This window comes from Caballeronia humi, from assembly GCF_001544475.1.
In the GTDB taxonomy this organism is placed as follows: domain Bacteria; phylum Pseudomonadota; class Gammaproteobacteria; order Burkholderiales; family Burkholderiaceae; genus Caballeronia; species Caballeronia humi.
In genome coordinates this window covers 162919-187503 of record NZ_FCNW02000002.1, presented here as the reverse complement: position 1 = coordinate 187503, position 24585 = coordinate 162919, and the positions used below count along the sequence as shown (strand labels likewise).

Genomic DNA, 24585 nt, shown 5'->3' with positions numbered 1-24585 from the left:
TGAATCTTTACCCGCAGCGGACCACAGATGTCTGCGCGGCAAATGGCTAATTAGAAGCAGATCGGGATTACGAGGACGGCGGCATCATGAATACTTCGCGCGACATCGAGAAATTATTCGAGCATTTTGGCGGCAACGCAGGCGATTATCAGGAAATCGGGCGAGAGAACGAGGCGCGCTCGGCACGCACGCGCTGGCCGCTGCTTGCGACGCTCGATTTCACGCAGCCGCCGATTCCGGAAGTCGCGCAGCGCCGTGACGTGCAATTGCCGGGTACGCGCGGCGAAGGTGACGCGACACCCAAGGCGACGCCGATCAATCGCGGCAAGCCGCCGCTTTTCGCGCGCGCGCATCGCCGGACGATTCCGCCGGTCAGCAACGTAACGCTGCCGGCGGTTGCGCCGGGCGCTTCGCGATTTGCGGATGTGGATGCAATGGCGGAGCCGGTCGAAGCACCACCGCCCGTGACGCAGACGGTCCGGCCCGCCGCGCCGGTTGCACCTGTCGCACCGACGCAGCAATCGCCTTTGCGTGCATTCGGCACAGCGACGGTGACGCCGGTTGCACCGACTTCACCATCAATTGCGTTTTCCGCTGCACCGCGCCAGTCCGTTCCGGTGCAACCCGCAGCGCCCGCTCCGTCGATCCTCGGCAAACTCTTCGCTTCGACCGAGCCGCAAACCGCGCCGCAAGTTCAAGCCGAGGCGCAACCGTCGTCGCTTCTGTCCGTGTTTGACCGCCTGCGCGGCAACGCGGCCGAACCCGTCGCTCCGGCCCGCACCTGGGCCGCCAACCGGGCGACGCGTTCATGAAAGTCATCACCGTGGTGTCGGCCAAGGGCGGCGTCGGCAAGACGACGCTCGCCGCAAACCTCGCGTCGGTGCTCGCGGCGCGCGGGCGTCGCGTAATCGTGCTCGACCTCGATCCGCAGAACGCGCTGCGCCTGCACTTCGGCATCCCGCTCGACAGCATCGACGGCATTTCGCGCGCGACACTCGCCGGCGATGCCTGGCAAACCGTGATGTTCGACGGTGTCGATGGTGTGACGGTCCTGCCGTACGGCGCGGTCCTGGAAGACGATCGCCGCCGCTTCGAGGCGCACGTCGATCGCGAGCCGGCGTGGCTCGCGCATTCGCTCGATACGCTCGGACTCGACGCTTCCGACATCGTGATCGTCGATACCCCGCCGGGCTCGTCCGTCTACACGCGCGCAGCGCTGACGGCGGCGAATTTCGCGCTGAACGTCGTGCTCGCGGACGCCGCCTCCTACGCCGCGATCCCGCAGATGGAACGCATGATCGAGAACTACGCCGCGCCGCGCAGCGATTTCGGCGGTCAGGGTTATGTCGTGAATCAGGTGGACCAGTCGCGCCAGTTGAGCAAGGACGTGCTCAAAGTGCTGCGCAACATGCTCGGCTCGAAGGTGTTTCCGGGCGTGATCCATCAGGACGAAGGCGTGAGCGAATCGCTCGCCTGCGACACGACGCTGATCCACTACGATCCGCTCTCCCAGGCCGCCGCCGATCTGCGCGCGTGCGGCGACTGGCTGCTGTCGGCGATCGACACGATGCAGGTTTCGCCGAGGAACGTCGCATGAGCACGAGCAACGCCACGCCCGACGCAGGCGAAGGGCCGCCGTCTCGGCTCGAACGCTTCGTCGATTCGCGCATCTGGGCGAGCCGCCTGGTCACGATCCTCGTGACGCTGTTCGCGGTTGTCGCGCTCTATTTCGTCGTGACGGTGCCGCTCGCGTTCGGCCAGCAGCTCGCGTTCGCGACCATCTGCTTCCTGTTCGCGCTCTTTTTCCGTCGCCTGCAGGGCCAGTACGCGACGCTCGTGATGATCATGCTGTCGGTGGTCGCGTCGGGCCGCTACATGTTCTGGCGCCTGACCGAAACCACGTACTGGGAGCGTCCGCTCGACGCCGCCTGGGGCCTCTTGCTGGTCGCGGCCGAAGTGTATTCGGCACTCGTCCTGCTGCTCGGCTATTTTCAGACCGCCTGGCCGCTCAAGCGCAAGCCGATGCCGCTGCCCGCCTCGCGCGACGAATGGCCGACCGTCGACGTCTTCATCCCCACTTACAACGAGCCGCTGACGGTCGTGAAGCCGACGATCTATGCCGCGCTCGCGCTCGACTATCCCGCCGACAAGATCGCGATCCACGTCCTCGACGACGGCCGCCGTCCCGAATTTAAGGCGTTCTGCGAGGAAATCGGCGTCAACTGGACGATCCGCACGCACAATCGCCACGCGAAGGCCGGCAACATCAACGAAGCGCTGAAGATCACGAAGGGCGAATACCTCGCGATCTTCGACTGCGATCACATCCCGACGCGCTCGTTCCTGCAGATCGGCCTCGGCTGGTTCCTGCGCGACAAGCTGCTCTCGATGCTGCAGACGCCGCACCATTTCTTCTCACCTGATCCGTTCGAACGCAACCTCGGCACGTTCCGCAAGGTTCCGAATGAAGGCGAACTGTTCTACGGCCTCGTGCAGGACGGCAACGACCTCTGGAACGCGACGTTCTTCTGCGGCTCGTGCGCGCTCTTGCGCCGCACGATGGTGGAAGAGATCGGCGGCATCGCGGTGGAAACGGTGACGGAAGACGCGCACACGGCGCTCAAGCTCCACCGCCTCGGCTACACGACCGCCTATCTCGCTATTCCGCAGGCAGCGGGTCTCGCGACCGAAAGCCTCTCCGGCCACATCGGCCAGCGAATTCGCTGGGCGCGCGGCATGACGCAGATTTTCCGCATCGACAATCCGCTCACCGGGCGCGGCCTCAAGATCGGCCAGCGTCTGTGCTACCTGAACGCGATGATGCACTTCTTCTACGGCATCCCGCGGCTCGTTTTTCTGACCGCGCCGCTGTCGTTCCTGTTCTTCGGCGCGCACGTGATCGAAGCGGCGGCGAGCACCATCGCGATCTTCGCGCTGCCGCACATGATGCACGCGAGCATCACGAACTCGCGGATGCAGCGATCGTTCCGCCATTCGTTCTGGGCCGAAGTGTATGAATCGGTGCTGGCGTCGTACATCACGGCGCCGACACTCCTCGCCGTCATCAACCCGAAGCTCGGCAAGTTCAACGTGACGGCGAAGGGCGGCCAGATCGCGAAGGATTATTTCGACTGGTCGATCTCGCGTCCGTACTTGTTCCTGCTGCTTTTGAACCTGATCGGCTTCGGCGCGGGCATCGCGCATATCTGGCTCTATTGGGACGTGCGCAGCGAAGTGCAGACCACCGTGCTGAACCTCTGCTGGACCGTGTACAACATGCTGATCCTCGGCGCGAGCGTCGCGGCGGCGAGCGAACGGCGCCAGGTCCGCACGACGCATCGCGTGCACATGGAAATGCCGGTGATGCTCAAGTTTTCGACGGGCCGAACGCTCGCGTGCCAGACGATCGACTATTCGGAAGGCGGCGTCGGCGTGAAGCTGCCGAACGACATCGAAGTGCCGATGCACGAACGCGTGACCGTGTCGCTCTTCCGGGGCGACGAGGAATACGCGTTCCCCGCGACGGTCGGCTTCACAGCGCCGGGGCGCGTCGGGTTGCGCTTCGGGACGCTCACGCGCGAGCAGGAATTCGAATTCGTCAAGACGACCTTCGCGCGCGCCGATGCCTGGACCGGCTGGTCCGAGGGACGTCTCGCGGATACCCCGCTGCGCGGCCTGTCGCACGTGCTGCTGGTGGGCACGCGGGGCATCGCCGGGCTCTTCGAACATCTTCACAACGACCTTCTGACGTGGATGCGCAAGCGCCCGATCGATACCAAGAAGCTGAAAACGAAAGACTGAAAAATGGGCAAAGGCATGTCGAAGTTGCGCGTGGATAACAACGTACGGGGCGAGCGCACGCCGCGTTTTTGCGAAAGGCCCCTCGGGCGCGTGATCGCGATCTGCATGGCATTGCAGACGGCGTTCGCAGCACCCCTGGCCGCAGCGGCGACCGCAGTGGCCACGGCAGCGAGCGCGCCCGCTGCCGGCGTCAATGTCGCGACCGGCGTAGGCGCCGTGCCGGCGCCGAGCCCGGCCGTGCTGCTCAATCCGAACACGATTCCCCAGCCTGCTTTGGCGATGCCCGTGCCCGCCTTCGCCGGCAATCAGGCGAAGCCGCTCAACGCGCGCACGCCGACCACCGCCGATCCGGGCACGCTCGTGCCGGGCGGGCGCCGCCAGTCGCTGTCGTTCGTCGATCTCGGCGCGCTCGATCCGCTGCAACTGCGCGGCACCGACGGCCAGAACGGCGTGCCCTTCTCGGTGCGCGGCGACGAAGTCGTGACCGCCGCCGTGCTGCATCTGATCTACAGCTACTCGCCGGCGCTGCTGCCGAACATCTCGCAACTGAAGGTGCTGATCAACGGCGAAGTCGCGGCCACGCTGCCGGTGCCGCGCGATCAGGCGGGCACGCTCGTCGCGCGTGACGTATCGATCGACCCGCGCTTCATCACCGAATTCAACCACCTGAACGTGCAGCTCATCGGGCACTACACGCAGCAGTGCGAGGACCCGTCGAGTTCGTCGCTGTGGGCGACCGTCAGCAACGCGAGTTCGCTCGACCTGACCTACGCGTTCCTCGCGAGCAAGCCCGATCTCGCCGCGCTGCCCGCGCCCTTCTTCGACCGCCGCGACGTGCGCCGGCTCGAACTGCCGTTCGTGTTCGCGCAAAAGCCGAGCACGCAGGCGCTCGAAGCGGCTGGTTCGGTCGCGTCGTGGTTCGGCTCGCTCGCGGGCTATCGCGGTGCCGTGTTCCCCGCGCAGATCGACAACGCGCCGCTCTCGGGCAACGCCGTCATCTTCGCGACGTCCGACGCGCGCCCGGCCGGCGTCGAGATTCCGGCGGTGTCGGGGCCGACGATCGCCGTGGTCGATCGCCCGGCGCCCGCGCGCGGACGTTTCCTGCTCGTGCTCGGCCGCAACGATTCCGAATTGAAGACCGCCGCGCGCGCGCTCGGCATGGGGCAGAACGCGCTGTCGGGCGAAAGCGCGACGATCACGCAACTGACCGATCTCCAGCCGCGCCGTCCCTACGACGCCCCGAACTGGCTGCCGACTGACCGCCCGGTGCGCTTCGGCGAACTGGCGGAAGCGCGCGACCTGACCGTCAACGGCTACGACGCCGACGCCGTGCGCGTGAACCTGCGCGTGCCGCCCGATCTCTTCATGTGGCAGACGAAGGGCGCGCCGATCGACCTCGCGTACCGCTACACCGTGCGCCCGGCGCCGGACCGCTCGTCGCTCAACATCAGCGTGAACAACGGTTTCGTGCAGTCGCTGCGGATTCCGGCGGTATCGGCATCGACGTTCGATCTCGGCCAGTACTTCAGCCGCGTGATGCCGGACAAAACCGTCGCCGCGCGCCGCCAGATCTATTTGCCGCCGCTGCTGCTCACGCCGCGCGCCCAGTTGCGCCTGCACTTCTACTACGACATCCCGAAGACGGGTGAATGTACGGGGCGCGTGCTGGACAACGTCGTCGGCGCGATCGATCCGAATTCGACCATCGATCTGTCCGGGTTCCCGCACTACATGGCCCTGCCCGATCTGGCCGCGTTCGCGAACGGCGGCTTCCCGTTCACGCGGATGGCCGATTTGTCGCAGACAGCGGTGATCCTGCCGAACGAGGCCGGTTCCGCCGACTACAGCTTGTATCTGCTCGAAATGGGCCGCATGGGCGCATCGACGGGTTATCCGGCGACGGGCGTCACGGTCGGGTTCGCCGACCAGGTCGATCAGTTCGCCGACAAGGACCTCCTGATCCTCGGCTCGCCGGGACGCCAGCCGCTCTTGCAACGCTGGGCCAAGTCGATGCCCTTCTCCGGCGACGGCGACGCGCGCACCTTCCAGTTGACCGACGTCGCGTACAAGGTCGTCGACTGGTGGCACGGCGAGCATGGTGTCGAGCGCTCGCCGGCGCGCGCGGACCTGTCGCTCGTCAGCTCGAACGGCGATGCGCTGATTACTGGCTTCGAATCGCCGCTGAAGAAGGATCGCAGCGCGGTGGCGCTCGTGAGCGCGGCGGGCCAGTCGGACGCCGATCTCAGCGCGGCGCTCCTCGACAACGACCTGCTGCCGAGCATTCAGGGCGCGATGGCCGTAATCCACGGACGCACCGTCAACGTGACGTCGAACGGCGAGGCGTACTACGTCGGCCATCTCTCGCCGATGCATTACATGCGCTGGGCGCTGTCGTCGCATCCGGTTCTGCTGGTGCTCGGCGGGCTGCTCGCGGCGCTGATCATCGCCGCGCTGTTCTACCGCACGTTGCGCGCGATCGCCGCGCGCCGGCTGAGGGACTGACATGCGGCATGTGATCGGAATCGGCTTATCGGCGGTGCTGCTTGCCTCGGGCGCCGCGAACGTAGCGAACGCCGCCCAGTGCCCCGCCGACTGGAACGCGTATCGCACGTTCGTCGAGCGCTTCGTGCAGGCGGACGGCCGCGTGATCGACTATTCGACGCCCGCGCAGCAGACGACCTCGGAAGGCCAGTCGTACGCGATGTTCTTCGCGCTCGTTGCGAACGACCGCGCGACGTTCGACCGCCTGCTCAACTGGACGCGCACGAATCTCGCCGGTAATCAGTTCGACGCGCAGAACATGCGCCTGCCCGCGTGGCAATGGGGCCGGAAGCCGGACGGCTCGTATGGCGTGCTCGATCCGAACTCGGCATCGGATTCGGATGTGTGGATCGCCTACGATTTGTTGCAGGCCGGGCGCCTCTGGAAAGACTCCGCGTACACGAAGCTCGGCCAGGCGCTTGCCGCGCAGATCGCGAAGCAGGAAGTCGTCGATTTGCCGAATCTCGGGCCGATGCTGCTGCCTGGCCCGATTGGCTTCAAAACTGGCGACGTGACGCGCCTGAATCCGAGCTATTTGCCGCTGCCCGTTCTGCGCGCGCTCGCGCATGAAGTACCCGGCGGCCCGTGGGCGCGCATCGCGGAGAACGCCTACAAGCTCGTCAAAACGACGTCGCCGCACGGCTACGCGCCCGACTGGGCGGCATACAAGGACGGCCAGTTCGTGGTCGATCCTAAAAACGGCGACACCGGCAGCTACGACGCGATCCGCGTGTATCTATGGGCGGGACTCGCCGCGCCGTCCGATCCGCTCGCGAAGCCGTGGCTCGCCGCGCTCGGCGGTATGCGCCAGAGCATCGCGCAGACGGGCGTGCCGCCGGAGCGCGTCGCGTCGACGACGGGCGCGCCCACAGGCGACGGCCCGCTCAGCTACTGGGCGGCGCTCGCGCCGTACTTCAAGGCATTGGGCGACGAGCGCGCGCTCGGCCTCGCCCGCACCCATCTCGCCGCACTCGACGCGCCGCCGCAAGGCGCCGGGCGCGACCCTGTTTACTACGATCGTGTGCTGGGCTTGTTCGGCACTGGATTCATCGACGGCCGCTATCGTTTCGACGATGCCGGCCGTCTCGTGCCGAGCTGGAGAAGCGCATGCTGATTCGCGCTAAAAAACGCGCCATTGCACTCGGCCTCGCGACGGCGTTCGCCGCGCAGGCTCCCGGAATCGTCTTCGCGCAAGCGGCGGCCGATCCGCTGAACGTCCTGATCGACCAGGGCAAGTACTGGCAGTCCCACAAGCGCGGCGACCTCGCCGAGCAGGCGTGGCAGAAAGTGCTGCGCATCGATCCGAAACAGCCCGACGCGCTCTTCGGCATGGGCATGGTCCTCGCCGACCGCAAGGACGGCAGCGGCGCGCAGCAATATCTCGCGCGTCTGCGGGAAGTCGCGCCGAATTACCCGAGCATCGACGATCTCGGCCGGCGCCTCGGCGAAACCAGTTCTCGCGACCAGACCGTGAACGACGCGCGGCGTCTCGCGCAGAGCGGACAGAGTGCGTCAGCGGTGCAGGAATACAAGCGCGCGATCGAAGGCAAGCCCGCCACGCCCGCGCTCCAGCTCGAGTATTACCAGGCGCTCGCCGCCACGCCGCAGGGCTGGGACGAAGCGCGCCGCGGGCTCGAACAGCTCGCGCGCCAGAACGCCGACGATCCGCGCTATACGCTCGCCTACGCGCAGCACCTGACCTATCGCGATACGACCCGCCGCGACGGCATCGCGCGTCTCGCGCAGTTGTCGAACGATTCGACGGTCGGCGCAGCAGCCAGGAAAAGCTGGCGGCAGGCCCTCTTGTGGCTCGGCGCGCGCGCTTCCGACGCACCGCTTTATCAGGCATACCTGCAAACCTCACCGGACGACGCCGCCGTCAAGGCCCGCTTCGATTCGATGGTGCAGCAGGACAAGGCCGCGCGCGAACGCTCGCAGGCCGACGCCGCCGTCGATGCGCGCGGACGCACCGTCGCGGAAGGTTTCACTGCGCTCGATCGCGGCGATCTCGTGACGGCCCGCGCGAAGTTTTCGTCGGTGCTGGCATCGAACCCGAACGATGGCGATGCGCTCGGCGGCATGGGCGTCGCGTCGCTCAAGCAGGAGCGCTTCGCCGAGGCGCGCACGTATCTGGAACGCGCGTCGCGGGCGGGCAATCCCGCACGCTGGAAGGACGCGCTCACCAGCGCGACCTACTGGACCTACACGAGCGAGGCGATCGGCGCGCGCAGCAACGGCGACAACGCGAAGGCTAAGGCGCTGCTGGAGCGCGCGATCGCCGTGAATCCGTCTGACGTCACCGCGCAAACGCTGCTCGGCGAGACGCTGCTCGCTTCCGGCGACCCGCGCGGCGCGGAAGCCGCGTACCGCATGGCGTTGCGCCGTCAGGCCGACAATCCCGACGCGATCCGCGGACTCGTCGGCGCGCTCGCGGCGCAGGGTCGCGGCAACGAAGCACTCGAATTCGCGAACAAGTTGAACGCGGAACAGCAATCGAAGGCGGGCGGCATCAACAAGCTGCGCGGCGAGGCGCAAGCGGCGCAGGCGCGCGCGGCGGAAGCGCGCGGCGATCTGGGCAGCGCGCGCAGTCTTTTCGAAGACGCGCTCCTGAACAATCCCGACGATCCGTGGCTGCGGCTCGACCTCGCGCGCATCTACGTGCGGCAGGGCGCCGTTGCGAACGCGCGCAGCATGATGGACGGCCTGCTCGCCGCCCATCCCGACATGACCGACGCGCTCTACGCGAGCGCGCTGCTGTCCGCCGAGACGCAGGACTGGTCGGCGGGGCTCGTGCAGCTTGAACGGATTCCGGCCGCGCAACGCACCGCCGCGATGACCACGCTGCAGCACCGGCTGTGGGTGCATCAACAGGCCGATCTCGCCGTGCGCCAGGCGCGCAGCGGGCAGCGTCAGCAGGCGTTCGCCACATTGCAGGCGGCGGAGCCGGTCGCGTATGGATCGCCGGAACTGATCGGCGCGGTGGCGTCGGGGTATCTGGCGGCGGGCGACCAGGGCCGCGCGCTATCGCTCGTGCGCAACGCGATGGCCGCCGCGCCCAACGACGCCGGTCTCTTGCTGCAATACGCGGGCATCCTTTCGTCGACGCGGCAGGACGCCGAACTCGGCTCGGTGATGCGCCGCCTCGCGTCGATGCAACTCACGCCGCAGCAGCGCACCGACTTCAGCAACCTGAATCTCGGGATCGTGATCCGTCAGGCCGATGCCGTGCGCCTGCGCGGCGACCTCGCCGCCGCCTACGACGTGATCTCGCCGTGGCTCGCCGCGATGCCGGACAACGCCGATTTACAGGCGGCGCTCGCGCGTCTCTACACCTCCGCCGGCGACGATGCCAGCGCGCTCCGGTGCTATCGCCAGGCGCTCACCCGCCGTCCCGACGATCTCGACCTGCAAGTCGCCGCGATCCCCGCCGCGGCGGGCGCGAAGGATTTTCGATACGCGGAGACGCTCGCGAACCAGGCGCTGCAAACCGCTCCCGGCGACCCTGCGGTGCTTGCCGCCGTCGGCCGGATGTATCGCGCGGAGGGCAAGCTCAGTCTCGCCGCGCAGTATCTGCAGCGCTCGCTCATCGCGGCCAATACGCCGCTCGCGCCGTCTGCAAGACCGGTCGCGGGCGCACCGGGCAACGTGCCGCGCGGCTGGGAAACCGCGATGCAGCGCATCGGCACGACGCCGCTGCCGGGCACGAATCCGTTCGAAGGCAAGACGGCCGTCGATACGGCCACGACCGCTTTCCCGGCCCCTTTCCAGCCGACCACCTCTCCGACGCAAGCCGTGCCGAACTACCTGCCGCCTTCCCAGCCCGCGCCTTATGTCGCGCCTTATGTTGCGCCTTATGGCGCGCCTTATGTTGCGCCTTATGGCGCGCCGGGGGCGCCGTCCGGCGTGCCTCGTCCGGTGGCAGCGAGCGGTGGCTATGGCCCCGATACGTACGGCTCGGGCCAGTCGGGCGCGCCCGCTGCCGCGCCGTTGCAGCCGTATCCGGGGCAAGACGCGCAGCAGTATCAGCCCGCTTATCCGCAGCAACAGCAAGCGCAGCCGTATCAGCCGGGGTATCCGCAGCAGCAGGCCCAGCCGTATCAGCAAGCGCCGGCGCCCTATCCCGCGCAGGACCCGTACGTGAGCACGCCGTGGCCGATGTCGCAGGCAGCGCGCGATGCGCAAGCGAACGCCTATGCGAACCCGGCGGCGGGCGGTATGCCGCTGCCCGCCTCGAATTCGAAGCGCTCGACGGGCAAGAAGCAGTCGTCGACGGCGCGCGCGGCGCAGACGCCGAACCAATACGGCGCGCCGCCCACTTATTCGCAAGCGCCCTATCCGCAGCAGCAGCAGGCTTATGCGCAGCAACCGTATGCGCCGCAGCCGCAGCAATACGCGCCGCAACCTTACGCACGCCAGCCTGCCTACGCGCAGCAGCAATACATCCCGCAACCGCCTGCAGGCTACGCGCAGCAGGTCAACCCGACGCAATCGCAAGCCGCTGTCGCTGGCGCCCAGCCGTCGAGCGTCGCCGATGAACTCGCCCAGATCGAACGCGAGCAGGCGAGCACGGTGTCGGGCGGGATCGTGTTCCGCAACCGCAACGGCGAGGACGGCCTCTCGAACCTGACCGATATCGAAGCGCCGATCGAAGGCCGCATCAAGGCGGGCAACGGCCACATCGTCGTGCGCGCGACGCCGGTCACGCTCGACGCCGGCACCGCCGCCACCAACCAGCAGACGCTCGCGCGCTTCGGTTCGGGCCAGGCCGTGCTGACGGGCGTGCCCAACGCCGCCGGGCTCACCAACACCTACGGCTCGCAGACGGCGACCGGCGTCGGTCTGTCGCTCGGCTACGAGAACCGCAACATCAAGGGCGATGTCGGCTCGACGCCGCTCGGCTTCCGCGAAACGACGGTCGTCGGCGGGGTGCAGTATCAGAACGCGATCACCGACAAGGTGTCGTATTCCGTAGCAGTCGCGCGGCGCGCCGTCACCGACAGCCTGCTCTCCTACGCCGGCACGCGCGACCAGGGCGCGGGCCTCGAATGGGGCGGCGTGACGTCGAACGGCGCGCGCGCCGACCTCGGCTGGGACGACGGCACGAGCGGCATCTACGTGAATGCGGCGTTCCAGTACCTCGAAGGCAACAATGTCGCGAGCAACAACGCGGTGAAGGGCGGCGGCGGCATCTACACGCGCGTCATCAAGGACGCCGACCAGACGTTGACAGTCGGCGCGAACACCACGCTGATGCACTACAACAAGAACCTGTCGTATTTCACGTATGGTCAGGGCGGCTACTTCAGCCCGCAGCAGTACGTGATTCTCAACTTCCCGGTCGAGTACATGGGACGCTCGGGGCTCTTCACGTATGACCTGAAGGCGTCGATCGGCGTGCAGCATTACCGGCAGGACGCGTCGAACTACTTCCCGACCAACGGCGGCTATCAGGCCGCGGCGGCACAAAGCGGCCTCACGCCCGATGCCGGCGCGGTCTATCCGTCGCAGAGCAAGACCGGCGTGTCGTACTCGCTCAACGCGACGGGCGAGTACCAGCTCGCGCCGCAGCTCGCATTCGGCGCGACGGCGGCCTTCGGCAACGCCTATCAGTATCGCGAGTGGCTGGCGGCCGTGTATTTCCGATACAGCTTCACGAAGCAGTCGGGCCTCTCGCCATTCCCGCCGAATCCGCTCGTTTCGCCTTATCTCTCGCTGTCGAACTGACGCGATCTACAAAACAGCCGGGTCCGCCCGGCTGTGCTCATTTGGAGGCGCCGCCGCCATATCAAAAACGGTATCGGCACAGCGATTTAAAGGATTGGACCGTCATGCGTGGCGGAGCTAATCTCCGGATTGGTACGAGCCTTGACGACCGCGACCCCTTAATCGCGGCGGTACCGACAACACAACGGAGACAGCCATGACACTTTCACGACGCGACGCGCTCGCCGCGCTGGTCGGTTCCGCGTTCGCCCTGACATTCGGCCCGCTCGCCCACGCCGAGGACAAGAAAATCACGCTCGGCTTTGCGCAGGTCGGCGCGGAAAGCGCCTGGCGCACGGCCAACACCGTGTCCGTCAAAAGCGCCGCCACCGAGGCCGGCATCAACCTGAAATTCTCCGACGCCCAGCAGAAGCAGGAAAACCAGATCAAGGCGATCCGCTCGTATATCGCGCAGAAAGTCGATGTGATCGCGTTCTCGCCGGTCGTCGAATCGGGCTGGGAACCGGTGCTGCTCGAAGCGAAGAACGCAAAGATCCCGGTGATCCTGACCGACCGCAACATCGACGTGAAGGACAAGTCGCTCTACGTGACGATGATCGGCTCCGATTTCCTCGAAGAAGGCCGCCGCGCGGGCAAATGGCTCGAAGAACGCTACAAGAACGAACCCGGCCCGATCAACATTGCGGAATTGCAGGGCACGGTCGGCTCGGCGCCCGCGAACGACCGGCGCGCGGGCCTGCTCGAAGTCATCAAGAACGATCCCAAGTTCAAGGTGATCGCGTCGCAAAGCGGCGATTTCACGCTCGCGGGCGGCAAGCAGGTGATGGAAGCGTTCGTGAAGACCTACGGCAAGAAGATCAACGTGGTCTACGCGCACAACGACGACATGGCGCTCGGCGCGATCCAGGCGATGGAGGAAGCGGGCTGGAAGCCGGGCAAGGACGTGAGCGTCGTCTCGTTCGATGCCACCAAGGGCGGCTTCCAGGCGATGGTCGCGGGCAAGATCAACGTCGACGTGGAATGCAGCCCGCTGCTCGGCCCGCAACTGATGACGGCGGTCAAGGACGTGGTCGCGGGCAAGCAGTTGCCGAAGCGCATCGTGACCGAGGAAACCGTGTTCCCGATGAGCGTCGCCGCCGAAGTCATGCCGACCCGCAAGTACTGAGCGAAGCGCCTTTGCCCGCACTCGACTTGCTGGAGGAACATGACCGCTGCCCCGATTCTCGAAACCATCGGCCTGGATAAGACTTTTCCGGGCGTCAAGGCGCTTCGGCAGGTCGATTTCCGGCTTTACCCCGGCGAAATCCACACGCTGATGGGGCAAAACGGCGCCGGCAAATCGACGCTCATCAACGTGCTGACCGGCGTCCACGCGCCCGACGCCGGCGAAATCCTGCTCGGCGGCGAGCGCGTCGCCTTCTCGACGCCGCTCGAGGCGGAAGCCGCCGGCATCCGCACGTTGTATCAGGAAGTGAATTTGTGTCCGAATTTGTCGGTGGCGGAGAATGTGTTCGCGGGGCGGCAACCGAAGCGGCGCGGCGCAATCGACTGGAACCTGATTCACGAGCGCGCGGCGGATGCGCTCGCGCGCCTCAACGTGTCGCTCGACGTGACGAAATCGCTCGATACCTATCCGATCGCCGTGCAGCAGATGGTGGCGATCGCGCGGGCGCTGTCGGTCGATGCGCGCGTTCTGATTCTCGACGAACCCACTTCGAGCCTTGACGACGGCGAGGTCACGCGTCTCTTTGACGTGTTGCGCAAGTTGAAGCAATCAGGCATCGGAATCCTGTTCGTCACGCATTTTCTGGAGCAGACCTACGCCATCTCCGATCGCATCACCGTGATGCGCAACGGCGAACGCGAAGGCGAATATCTGGCGAAGGATTTGCCGGTCGAACTACTCGTCTCGAAAATGGTCGGCCATGAGCGGATGACGGAACGTCTGAAGCGCGCCGCGTCCGAGCCGCCCGCGCAGAAAAGCGCGGTGCCGCCGTTCGTGGAGATGCGCGGCGTCGGGCGACGCGGCGTGATGAATCCCGTCGATATCGACGTGCAGCCCGGCCAGATCCTCGGCCTCGCGGGCCTGCTCGGCTCGGGGCGCACGGAGACGGCGCGGCTGCTCTTCGGTGCGGAGCGCGCCGACGCGGGCACGATGACGATCGGCGGCAAGCCCGCGAAGCTGCATTCGCCGCGCGATGCGGTGCGCCACGGCGTCGGTTATTGCCCGGAAGACCGCAAGAAAGAAGGCATCGTCGCGGATCTGTCGATACGCGAGAACATTGTGCTCGCGTTGCAGGCGCGGCGTGGCGTGTGGCGCTTCATCGGCCGGGCGAAACAGCGCCAGATCGCCGACGATTACATCGAACGCCTCGGCATCAAGGCGCGCGACGCCGAGCAACCGATCGGGCTTTTGTCGGGCGGCAACCAGCAGAAAGTGCTGCTCGCGCGCTGGCTCGCGACCGAGCCGAAAATGCTGATCCTCGACGAACCGACGCGCGGCATCGACGTCGCCGCGAAATTCGAGATCATGGACCGCGTGCTGGCGCTCTGCGCCAAAGGGCTCGGGATTCTGTTCATCTCGTCGGAGGTGAGCGAAGTCGTACGCGTGAGCCACCGGATCGCCGTCCTGCGCGACCGGCGCAAGGTCGCGGAAGTGGCGGGCAACGCGGCATCGGAGGATCAGGTGTACCGGCTGATCGCGGGAGGTAGCGAATGAACTGGATCAAAACCGGTTTGCAGCATCAGCTTCTGTGGCCGTTGCTCACGCTCGTCGCGCTGTGCGGGCTCGATCTCGCGCACAACCCCGCGTTTCTTTCCGTCACGCTGCTCGACGGCCACCTGTTCGGTGCGCCGATCGACATTTTGAATCGCGCCGCGCCGCTCGTGCTTGTGTCGCTTGGCATGACGCTCGTGATCGCGACCCGCGGCATCGATATTTCGGTCGGCGCCGTCGTCGCGATCGCGGGCGCGGCCGCCGCGACGATTCTCGCCGACGATCCTTCGCGCGTCGGCCTGGCGCTGGTCGCGGCGCTTGCGGTCGGCGTGCTGGCGGGCATGTGGAACGGCTTGCTGGTCGCGTTCGTCGGCATGCAGCCGATCATCGCGACGCTGATCCTGATGGTCGCCGGACGCGGCGTCGCACAATTACTCACCGGCGGTCAGATCATTCCGATCGGCGCACCGGGTTATCTCGTCGTCGGCGGTGGCTATCTGGCGCGCGTGCCGTGCTCGGTGTGGGTCGCCGTGGGCGCGCTCGCGGTCACGGCGCTCCTGATGAACCGCACGGCGCTCGGGCTGTTCATCCGCGCGATCGGCGTGAATCCGGTGGCGACGCGTCTGGTCGGCCTGCGTTCGAGCGCGATCGTGTTCGGCGTCTATACGTTTTCCGGACTGACGGCGGCGCTCGCGGGCATCCTGATCAGCTCGAACGTGCGCAGCGCCGATGGCAACAACGCGGGCCTCCTGCTCGAACTCGACGCGATCCTCGCCGTGACGCTCGGCGGCACGTCGCTGCTCGGCGGGCGCTTCAGCCTTGCGGGCACGGTGCTCGGCGCGCTCATCATCCAGACGCTCACCTACACGACGTATTCCATCGGCGTGCCGCCCGAGGCGACGCTCGTCGTGAAGGCAGCCGTGGTGCTGGTGGTCAGCGTGATCCAGTCCGCGACCGCGCGCACGGTGCTCGTGCGGCAGTTGAAGCGCGCGTTGCCGTTCGCCAACAAGAAGCCCGCCGCCGAGGCCGCCCGATGAGAAACCTGCTCGAACGCCTGATCGATCCGCGCACGCTGCCGATCGTCGTCACCGTCGTGCTGTTCGCCGTGCTGTTCGGCTTCGGCTCGGTGATGTACACCGGCTTTTTCTCGCTGCAGGTGCTGCTCGGACTGCTCGTCGATAACGCGTTCCTGCTGATCGTCGCGATCGGGATGACGTTCGTGATCGTGTCGGGCGGGATCGATTTGTCGGTCGGCTCGGTCGTCGCGCTGACGACGATCCTTGCCGCAGTTTTCGCCGAGCGCCTTCACTGGCCGGTGTGGGTGATCGTGCCGCTCGTGCTCGCGGCGGGCACGCTCTACGGCGCCGCAATGGGCGCGCTGATCCACTTCTTCCGGCTGCAGCCGTTCATCGTGACGCTCGCGGGCATGTTCCTCGCGCGCGGCGCGTGCTTCCTCATCACGACGCAATCGATCACCATCAACGATCCCGCTTTTCACGCGATTTCGGGGTATCACCTTCAAGTGGGCAGCGGCTCGCTGACGGCGGGGTCGCTGATCGCTCTGGCGACGCTCGCCGTGGCGATCTTCGTCGCGCATTTCACGCGCTTTGGGCGCAACGTCTACGCGATCGGCGGCAATGAGCGTTCCGCGTTGCTGATGGGTTTGCCGGTCGCGCGGACGAAGGTCGGCGTGTATGCGCTTTCGGGGTTTTGCTCGGCGTTGGGCGGGCTCGTGTTCACGTTGTACGTGCTCTCGGGCTACGGCTTGCAGGGACAAGGCATGGAACTCGATGCGATCGCCGCGACCGTGATCGGCGGGACGTTGCTGACGGGCGGTGTGGGGTACGTGATCGGATCGGTGTTCGGCGTCGGCATCCTCGGGACGATCCAGACACTCATCACCTTCGACGGCACGCTCAGCTCGTGGTGGACACGCATCGTGATCGGGGCGCTTTTATGTGCGTTTTGCCTGCTGCAGCGCGTGATCGAACGGCACGCGGCGAGGCGCAAGTCGGGCGGCACGGGGATGAAGGAGCGCGTGAAAGCGAACGGGCGGCGGGCGGCCCCACGCGATGATGAACCGCGCGCCGATTCGGTCGCGATGACGCCGCGTAGTTGAGCTTCTATCGCATGAACCCCAGATGCTCGGCCAGTATCACCGAGCCGATCACGATCAGAATCACCCCGCCGCCGATCTCCGCGCGCTGTCCCGCCACCGCGCCCAAAAACCGCCCGACCATCACGCCCAGCGTCACCATCACCATCGTCGCGAGGCCGATGGTCGCGGCGGTCGAAAGAATGTTCACGTCGATGAAGGCGAGCCCCGCGCCGACCGCCATCGCATCGAGACTCGTGGCGAAACCGGTCAGCGCGAGCAGCCACAGCGAATGGCGTTCCGGCTTTTGCGTCTCCGGCTCGGGCGTGCCAAAGCCCGAGCGGATCATCCGCAAGCCGAGCAGCGTGAGCAGGCCGAACGCGATCCAGTGATCCCACGATTCGACGTAAGGCGCGGCCGCACGGCCGAGCGCCCAGCCGACGAGCGGCGTCGACGCCTCGATGATCCCGAAAATGAGCCCGGTTCTGAGCGCCTCGCGCAGATGCGGACGATGGAGGGCCGCGCCCTTTCCAACGGCGGCGGCGAAGGCATCCGTCGACATGGCGACGGCGAGCAAAAGCGTGGAAGCGATATTCATGAAGTAGCGTTCTGGCCGGGCATGACGAACGACATGCCGCACGCCCGGCCGGGTCGCGCTGACATGTCGATGGTCTTGCCAACCTTAAAGCGCTGATGGCTGCTCATGCCACGGTCGAGGTGACCGAGTGTGTTGACATGAGCGCTTCCGTTAAACGGAAGCCGGCTACTCCCCAAAGACAGACGTGAGCGTACCACACCTGAAAGCATGGTGTAATAATTCACGCTTCTCGCAAAATCTCACCAAATCTCCTGCTTTATTACACATTCTTGCAAATAATTTCCACCCGTGTAATGATAGTGATTCGCATTAACTATCGAGAAACGTTGTTGTCTGGAATTTTCATTGCATCTAGCGACGACTTCTCTCGCCTGCAAAAATCACAGGATCGGGGATTCACATGTTGAGGAAGACGCCGCTTGCCGCGGCATTGATGACGATCATCGCTGCACCCATCGCCGCGCCGCTCTACGCGCAGACCGCACCGCAAGCCACTTCGCAAGCCACTCCCGCCGACATTTCTCCCGCCGAAGGCACGACGCTGCCCGCCGTGCGCGTGACGGGTCAAGCCGATACGAGCAGCGACTTCCAGCCGGAAACATCGAGCGTCGGCGCAAAGGTGCCGACCGCGTTGCGCGACATCCCGCAGGCGGTTGTCGTGGTGCCCAAATCAGTCATGCAGTCGCAAGCGGCGACGTCTTTCTCCGACGCATTGCGCAACGTCCCCGGCATTACGATCGGCGCGGCTGAAGGCGGCCAGATCGGCAACAACATCAACCTGCGCGGCTTCACGGCCCGCACCGACATCTACCTCGACGGTTTCCGCGACCGCGGCCAGTACTATCGCGACACCTTCAACCTCGATTCGATCGACGTGCTGTACGGCCCGTCGTCGCTGTACTTCGGGCGCGGCTCGACGGGCGGCGTCATCAACCAGGTCAGCAAGCAGCCGACGCTCAAGAAGCGCGCCGACGTCTCGGTGATGGCGGGCACGCACGACCGCTACCGCACGACGGTCGACCTCGACCAGCCGATCACCGACACCGCCGCGTTTCGCATCAACGCGTTCGGCCAGGACCTCGGCTCGACGCGCGACGTGATGAAAAGCAAGGACTTCGGCATCGCGCCGCAGGTGAAGTTCGGCATCGGGACGCCCACGGAAATCACACTCTCCGCGCTGATCCAGCACAACCGCGACCAGCCCGACTACGGCGTGCCGCCGCTCAACGGCCATCCGGCGCCGGTCGATCGCAAGACCTTCTACGGCTTCACCGACGACCGCACGATCCAGGACGTGCAGACGCTCTCCGCGCGCATCGTGCATCGCGTGAACGAGAACGTCACGCTGCGCAACGAAACGCAGTTCAGCCACTACAGCACCGAGGCGCGCGCGACCAACCCGGCAGCCGTGCTGACAGGTCCGCTCGGCACGTCGACGGCGCTCACCAACGGCAACTACACGACGCTGCCGCTGCAAAGCCTCTACGTGCGCCTGCAAGGCAAGGACCGCAACATCAACGATCACTCGGTCTACAACACGACCGACGTGCAGGCGAAGTTCGCCACCGGTTTCGTCAAGCACGAAGTGGTCGCGGGCGTCGACCTGAGTCACGAGACGTACAGCAACCAGACCTTTACGGCGACCGCGCCCGGCCTGCCGTCGAATACGATCGCGATCGTGCCCTTGCTCAATCCGCCGTACAACAACCGGCCGTCGAACGTGCGCGAACTCGCGACCAATCTCGCCGAATCGAGCGCGAACGGCATCGGCATCTATGCGAACGATACGATCTCGCTCGGCGATTACTGGAAAATCGTCGGCGGCGTGCGCTGGGACCGCTTCGAGGCGTCGATCCACAATTCCATCAACGCGCCCTCCTACGCCACGCAGACCAACTTCTACACGAGCGTGCGCGGCGGCATCATCTTCCAGCCGACCGAGACACAGTCGTACTACGTGTCGTACGGCACGTCGTTCAACCCGTCGCTCGAAGCGCTGACGCTTACGAACACCACGCAGAACATCTCGCCGGAGACGAACCGCTCGTATGAAGTCGGTGCGAAGTGGGATTTGCTCGGCGGCGGATTGTCGATCACGCAGTCGCTCTTCAACATCGAGAAGGACAACGCCCGTACGCAGACCTCGACCGGCGAATACACGCTCGACGGCGACGTGCGCGTGCGCGGCTATCAGCTCGGTGTGGCGGGTCACATCACGAACAAGTGGCAGGTGTTCGGCGGCTACACGTACATGAACGGCGTCGTGCTGAAGGCCGCCGACGGCACCACAGGCCATACGCTCGCGAACACCCCGCGCAACATGCTCACGCTGTGGACGACCTACGCGTTCACGCCGCAGTGGGAGATCGGCGGCGGGCCGGTGTACACGTCATCGCGCTATGCGGCGAACACGAACTACGTGTCGGTCGGCGGGTACACGCGCTGGGACGCGATGGCCGCGTATCATCAGAAGAAGTACGACATCCAGTTCAACGTCCTGAACATGACGGACAAGAAGTATTACGATGCGCTGATTCCGTCCGATGGCGGTCGCGCGGTGCCTGGCCTCGGCCGGACTTTCCTCGCGACGCTGAACTACCGCTTCTTCTGAAACGCAGCTTCGTAGCATTGGAAGCCCGCGCGCCGGCTCTCGTGGGCCACGCGCGGCAACGCAGGAAATGCAGGAACCCACCCGCGATGATTCTCTCGATCCCCGACGTCCTCACTCCCGCCGATGCCGCCGCGATGCGCGCCCGGCTCGACGCCGCCACCGACTCCTGGGTCGACGGCCGCGCGACCGCCGGCTATCAGGGCGCGCCTGTCAAGCGCAACCAGCAGATCGCGGAAGGCTCGCCGATCGCGCGCGAAATGGGCGACGTGATACTCGGCGCGCTGGAGCGGCATCCGCTTTTCATCAGCGCCGTGCTGCCGAACCGCGTGTATCCGCCGCTCTTCAATCGTTACGAAGGCGGGATGCATTTCGGCAGTCACGTCGACGGCGCGATCCGCATCGTGCCGGGACACGGCGCGCGCGTGCGCACCGATGTGTCGATCACGCTGTTTCTTTCCGAGCCCGACGAGTACGACGGCGGCGAACTCGTGATCGAGGATACCTACGGCGTGCAGGAAGTGAAGCTGCCCGCGGGACATGCGCTCGTCTATCCGGCGACAAGTTTGCATCAGGTGCGGCCCGTGACGCGCGGGGCGCGCGTGGCGAGCTTCTTCTGGGTGCAGAGCCTCGTGCGCGACGACATGCGCCGCACGCTGCTCTTCGATATGGATACAGCAATCCAGCGCCTGAACGCGCAAAACGCGGACGATGCCGCGCGGCGCAGTCTCGTCGGGTGCTATCACAACCTCTTGCGTATCTGGAGCGATACGTAAGCCGCTACATTCCCCAGCGCATCCCCGGCGTATGCACGGGGCTATCCCAATGCGTCGTCATCTCGTCATCGAGAACGCAGAGCGTGATCGAAGCCCCCGCCATTTCGAGCGACGTCGTCAACGACCCGACCTGCGCCCGCGCGATATGCAAATCGCGTTGCTGCAGCCAAAGCCGCGTCGAATTGAACAGCAGGTAAAGCTCGCCTAACGGCGTGCCGCCCAACCCATTCACGAGCACGAGCAACTGGGCACCTTCCGCCGGCTTCAGATCATCGACGATCGCCGTCAGCAACTCGCCCGCGATCGCATCGGCGGAAGCCATCGGCGCGCGCCTGCGTCCCGGCTCGCCATGAATGCCGACGCCCACCTCGATTTCATCATCACCGATCTTGAACGTGCGCGTTCCCGCCGCAGGCACCGTGCAACTCGTGAACGCCACGCCCATCGACGCCGTGCGCTTGTTGATGCGATCGCCGAACGTCTTGCATTGCGCAAGCGTAGCGCCGCTCTCGGCCATGCTGCCGACCAGCTTCTCCACGATCACCGTCCCCGCGACGCCGCGCCGTCCCGTCGTATAGCTCGAATTCTCGACGGCGACGTCGTCGTTGATGAGCACCATCGCGTTCTCGACCTCGCACATCTCGGAGGCCATCTCGAAGTTCATCACGTCGCCGGAATAGTTCTTCACGATGAAGAGCACGCCCGCGCCCGTATCCACGGCCTTCGCCGCCGCCATCATCTGGTCGGGCGTCGGCGACGTGAAAACCTGGCCGGGACACGCGGCATCGAGCATGCCGTAACCGACGAAGCCGCTATGCAAAGGCTCGTGCCCCGAGCCACCGCCCGAGATCAGCGCGACCTTGGCTGGCTTCAACTCACGGCGCCGCACGTACACCGGCTCGTCGTTGAGCACGACGAGATCGGCATGCGCGGCGGCGAAACCGGCTAGGCTTTCCGACAGAAAGTCGTCGACGTGGTTGATGAACTTCTTCATGGTCCTGGCTCCTTGCTTCAGAGGGTTTGACCGAGCCGCGCGCACGACGCGGCGATCATGAGCTGGCTCGAACGCGCGCCGGGGTCGATGTGACCGCGCGAGCGCTCGCCGAGAAACGATGCGCGGCCCTTGGTCGCGAGCATGTCGCGCGTGGCGAGCATCGAAGCCTCCGCGATCTGCGGCAACGCATCACGCACTTCCGCCGCCGATGCGCCCGCCGCCGCCATCTCCGCGAAGCGTTGCGCGACAGGGATCAGCACATCCATCATCGTCTTGCTGCCGCGGCCTGTTTTGCCGCGCTGTCCGACCGCATCGACACCGGCCGCGAAGATGGCCGCGAACCCCGCGACGTCCATCGTGTTGCTGGCCGCCGCCTTCGCCATGCCGTTGAGCAGCGAAAAGAACAACGGCCCAGACGATCCGCCCACCGTTGAGAGTATTTTCATCGCGCCGAGGTCAAGGGCAGGCCCGAACGCGGCGGATTCGATCTGCGCGCGCAGAGCGACGAGCGCCTCCATGCCGCGCAGCAGGTTGAAGATGTGATCGCCGTCGCCGATCTGCTGATCGAGCAGCGCGATCTCGTCCGTGTGCGCCACCAGCGCCGCGTGCGCGGCATCGATGCACGCCATGACCGTCTTGCCGTTCATGTCCGGATCCTCCTTCCGTCCGCGCGGAAATATAAAAGGCTGCGAGCGGGCAGTGACACGCCGACCGTCTGCCCCGGGCTGAAGTTGCGCTCAATCGACGTCGTCGCGACAACGGGCGTTCCGTTGCGATCGAGGATCAGCAGATGGCGCAGCGGCGAGTATTCGAGCACCTTCAGTTCCAGCGCGCTCTTCATATCGGGCGCGTCGAGCACGATGTCTTCCGGACGGATCGCGACGACCGACGTATCGTCGGGAATGGCGGCCGTCTCGAAGAACGCGCGCGGCAGCAGGTTGATCGGAGGCGAGCCGAGGCGCCGCGCCGCCGAGAGACACGACGGGTCGCCATAGACTTCGCGCGGCGTGCCGATCTGCACGAGGCGCCCATGTTCGAGGATACCGATGCGGTCTGCGAGCGTGGTCGCTTCCACCTGATCGTGCGTGACGTAGACGATGGTCGCGCCGATCGTCCGGTGCAGGCGCTTCAGTTCGATGCGCAGTTCCTCGCGGAGCTTCGCATCGAGCGATGAGAGCGGCTCGTCCATCAGGAACACGCGCGGCTCGCGCACGAGCGCGCGGCCGATCGCGACGCGCTGCATCTCGCCGCCCGAAAGATGCGTCGCCATGTTCGCGAGCTTCGTTTCCATGTGCAGCATCGCGGCGACTTTTTCGACGCGCGCGCGCACCTCGTTCTCGCTGCTGCGCCGGCGCGGCGAGCGCAACGGAAATGCGAGATTGTCGAAGACGCTCAGGTGCGGATACAGCGAATACTGCTGGAAGATGAACGCGACGTCGCGCTCCGACGGATGCACGTGCGTCGCGAGTTCGCCGTCGATCAGCACGTCGCCGGCGTCGGGGCCTTCGAGGCCGGCGATGAGGCGCAGCGTCGTCGTCTTGCCTGCGCCGCTTGGGCCCAGGATGACGACGAACTCACCGTCCTGCACGTCGAGCGAGAGATCGTCGACGGCGACGATCGAGCCGAAGCGCTTCGTCACGTTGCGCAACTGGATCTCAGCCATGCGCGGCTCCTGGAAGAAGGCGCCCGCTCGCGGCATCGTAGAGCAGCGTGCGATCGCGGCGAAACGACAGTCCCACCGGTGACCCCGCCGCAAGCCGCGCATCCTTGCTCGTGCGCGCCCTGAGCGTGCCCACGGCCGTCTCGATGATGAGCACCTGATGCGAACCGAGATACTCATCAGCGATCACCTTGCCGCGCAGCGGGCCGTGTTCGTCGATCACGACATGCTCCGGCCGGATGCCGAGCAGCACGCGCTCGGCCGTGGCATCGCATCGCGGTATCGATACCGCTGCGTCATGCAGGCGCACGGTTTCATCGCCCGCGTGCACAGCGCCCTCGACCGGCAGGAAGTTCATCGGCGGACTGCCGATGAAGTTGCCGACGAACACCGTCGCCGGATAGTGATAGATCTCGTGCGGCGGGCCTGATTGCAGCACCTCGCCCTGGTTCATCACGACGAGGTCGTCCGCCATCGCCATTGCTTCGCTCTGATCGTGCGTCACATAGACCGTCGTCGCGGAGAGCGCGTTGTGCAGCTTGCGCAATTCGAGGCACATCAGTTCGCGGAAATCGGCATCGAGCGTGCCGAGCGGTTCGTCCATCAGGAACGCCTTCGGCTGGCGCACGATCGCGCGGCCGAGCGCCACGCGCTGGCGATCGCCGCCGGAAAGGCCACCCGTTTTGCGATCGAGCAACTCTTCGATGCGCAGCATGCGCGCGGCCGCATCCACGCGCGACGCGATCTCGTGGCGCGGCACGTGCTCGTTCTTAAGGGGGAACGCGATGTTGTTGCGCACCGTCATGTGAGGATAGAGCGCGAACATCTGGAAAACGAATGCGATGTCGCGTTGACGCGCGCGCAATGCGGTGACGTCCTCGCCATCGATCAGGATCTGGCCCGAGGTCGGCAGTTCGAGCCCGGCGATCATGCGCAGCGTCGTGGTCTTGCCGCAGCCCGACGGTCCGAGCAGCACGACGAAACGCCCCGCGCCGACCGTGAGATCCGTGCCGCGCACCGCGGTGAAATCGCCGAAGCGTTTCTGAAGGTTGACGAGAACGATCGTCGACAT

Annotated in this window: 17 protein-coding genes and 1 riboswitch; of the genes, 12 read left to right on the top strand and 5 right to left on the bottom strand. The window is 65.9% G+C overall.

Annotated features, from left to right (window positions below; translation table 11 throughout):
- Positions 1 to 86: 86 nt before the first annotated feature.
- From bcsP to yjfF, 10 genes are all read left to right on the top strand, one after another.
- Positions 87 to 812: a cellulose biosynthesis protein BcsP gene (gene bcsP, locus AWB65_RS03745; RefSeq protein WP_087665857.1), complete on the top strand. Its 726-nt coding sequence runs from the start codon at positions 87 to 89 to the stop codon at positions 810 to 812.
- Positions 809 to 1597 (top strand): cellulose biosynthesis protein BcsQ, encoded by a 789-nt coding sequence (gene bcsQ / locus AWB65_RS03740; RefSeq protein WP_087665856.1) that lies wholly within the window; start codon positions 809 to 811, stop codon positions 1595 to 1597. The genes bcsP and bcsQ overlap by 4 nt, the downstream gene beginning before the upstream one ends.
- Entirely contained in the window at positions 1594 to 3801 is a 2208-nt protein-coding gene (gene bcsA, locus AWB65_RS03735) for a UDP-forming cellulose synthase catalytic subunit (protein WP_087665855.1), read from the top strand. The genes bcsQ and bcsA overlap by 4 nt, the downstream gene beginning before the upstream one ends.
- 3 nt (positions 3802 to 3804) lie before the next feature.
- A complete protein-coding gene (bcsB, locus tag AWB65_RS03730) occupies positions 3805 to 6303 on the top strand; it encodes a cellulose biosynthesis cyclic di-GMP-binding regulatory protein BcsB (protein ID WP_087665854.1) in 2499 nt (832 codons plus the stop codon).
- Between the two features lies 1 nt (position 6304).
- Positions 6305 to 7456: a cellulose synthase complex periplasmic endoglucanase BcsZ gene (gene bcsZ, locus AWB65_RS03725; protein ID WP_087665853.1), complete on the top strand. Its 1152-nt coding sequence runs from the start codon at positions 6305 to 6307 to the stop codon at positions 7454 to 7456.
- A complete protein-coding gene (locus tag AWB65_RS03720; RefSeq protein WP_087665852.1) occupies positions 7450 to 12066 on the top strand; it encodes a cellulose synthase subunit BcsC-related outer membrane protein in 4617 nt (1538 codons plus the stop codon). Before bcsZ ends, AWB65_RS03720 begins: the two co-directional genes overlap by 7 nt.
- A gap of 196 nt (positions 12067 to 12262) precedes the next feature.
- Entirely contained in the window at positions 12263 to 13231 is a 969-nt protein-coding gene (locus tag AWB65_RS03715) for an ABC transporter substrate-binding protein (RefSeq protein ID WP_087665851.1), read from the top strand.
- Positions 13232 to 13270: 39 nt separating this feature from the next.
- The gene (locus tag AWB65_RS03710; RefSeq protein WP_087665850.1) at positions 13271 to 14785 is read left to right on the top strand and encodes a sugar ABC transporter ATP-binding protein; all 1515 of its coding nucleotides are present in this window, start codon (positions 13271 to 13273) and stop codon (positions 14783 to 14785) included.
- Positions 14782 to 15819, top strand: a complete 1038-nt coding sequence (locus tag AWB65_RS03705; protein ID WP_087665849.1) for an ABC transporter permease — start codon at positions 14782 to 14784, stop codon at positions 15817 to 15819. The genes AWB65_RS03710 and AWB65_RS03705 overlap by 4 nt, the downstream gene beginning before the upstream one ends.
- The gene (gene yjfF, locus AWB65_RS03700; protein WP_235007492.1) at positions 15816 to 16901 is read left to right on the top strand and encodes a galactofuranose ABC transporter, permease protein YjfF; all 1086 of its coding nucleotides are present in this window, start codon (positions 15816 to 15818) and stop codon (positions 16899 to 16901) included. The genes AWB65_RS03705 and yjfF overlap by 4 nt, the downstream gene beginning before the upstream one ends.
- Before the next feature lie 4 nt (positions 16902 to 16905).
- Here yjfF and mntP read toward each other — a convergent pair whose 3' ends face one another.
- On the bottom strand, positions 16906 to 17475 hold the full coding sequence (gene mntP / locus AWB65_RS03695; protein ID WP_087665848.1) for a manganese efflux pump MntP: 570 nt from the start codon (positions 17473 to 17475) through the stop codon (positions 16906 to 16908).
- A gap of 8 nt (positions 17476 to 17483) precedes the next feature.
- A riboswitch (yybP-ykoY riboswitch) is annotated at positions 17484 to 17661 on the bottom strand.
- Between the two features lie 214 nt (positions 17662 to 17875).
- Between mntP and AWB65_RS03690 the strand changes: the two genes are divergently transcribed.
- Together AWB65_RS03690 and AWB65_RS03685 are read left to right on the top strand one after the other, a co-directional pair.
- Complete coding sequence (locus AWB65_RS03690; protein ID WP_087665847.1) at positions 17876 to 20086, top strand: TonB-dependent receptor; 2211 nt, start codon at positions 17876 to 17878, stop codon at positions 20084 to 20086.
- Between the two features lie 86 nt (positions 20087 to 20172).
- Positions 20173 to 20859, top strand: coding sequence for a Fe2+-dependent dioxygenase (locus AWB65_RS03685; protein ID WP_087665846.1), 687 nt, complete (start codon positions 20173 to 20175; stop codon positions 20857 to 20859).
- Between the two features lie 4 nt (positions 20860 to 20863).
- Here AWB65_RS03685 and dhaK read toward each other — a convergent pair whose 3' ends face one another.
- Genes dhaK through AWB65_RS03665 form a run of 4 tightly spaced genes read right to left on the bottom strand, consistent with a single transcriptional unit; the run spans position 20864 to position 24585 of the window.
- Positions 20864 to 21853: a dihydroxyacetone kinase subunit DhaK gene (gene dhaK / locus AWB65_RS03680; protein ID WP_087665845.1), complete on the bottom strand. Its 990-nt coding sequence runs from the start codon at positions 21851 to 21853 to the stop codon at positions 20864 to 20866.
- A 17-nt stretch (positions 21854 to 21870) separates the two neighbouring features.
- Positions 21871 to 22500: a dihydroxyacetone kinase subunit DhaL gene (gene dhaL / locus AWB65_RS03675; RefSeq protein ID WP_087665844.1), complete on the bottom strand. Its 630-nt coding sequence runs from the start codon at positions 22498 to 22500 to the stop codon at positions 21871 to 21873.
- A complete protein-coding gene (locus AWB65_RS03670; protein ID WP_087665843.1) occupies positions 22497 to 23516 on the bottom strand; it encodes an ABC transporter ATP-binding protein in 1020 nt (339 codons plus the stop codon). Before AWB65_RS03670 ends, dhaL begins: the two co-directional genes overlap by 4 nt.
- Entirely contained in the window at positions 23509 to 24585 is a 1077-nt protein-coding gene (locus AWB65_RS03665; RefSeq protein WP_087665842.1) for an ABC transporter ATP-binding protein, read from the bottom strand. Before AWB65_RS03665 ends, AWB65_RS03670 begins: the two co-directional genes overlap by 8 nt.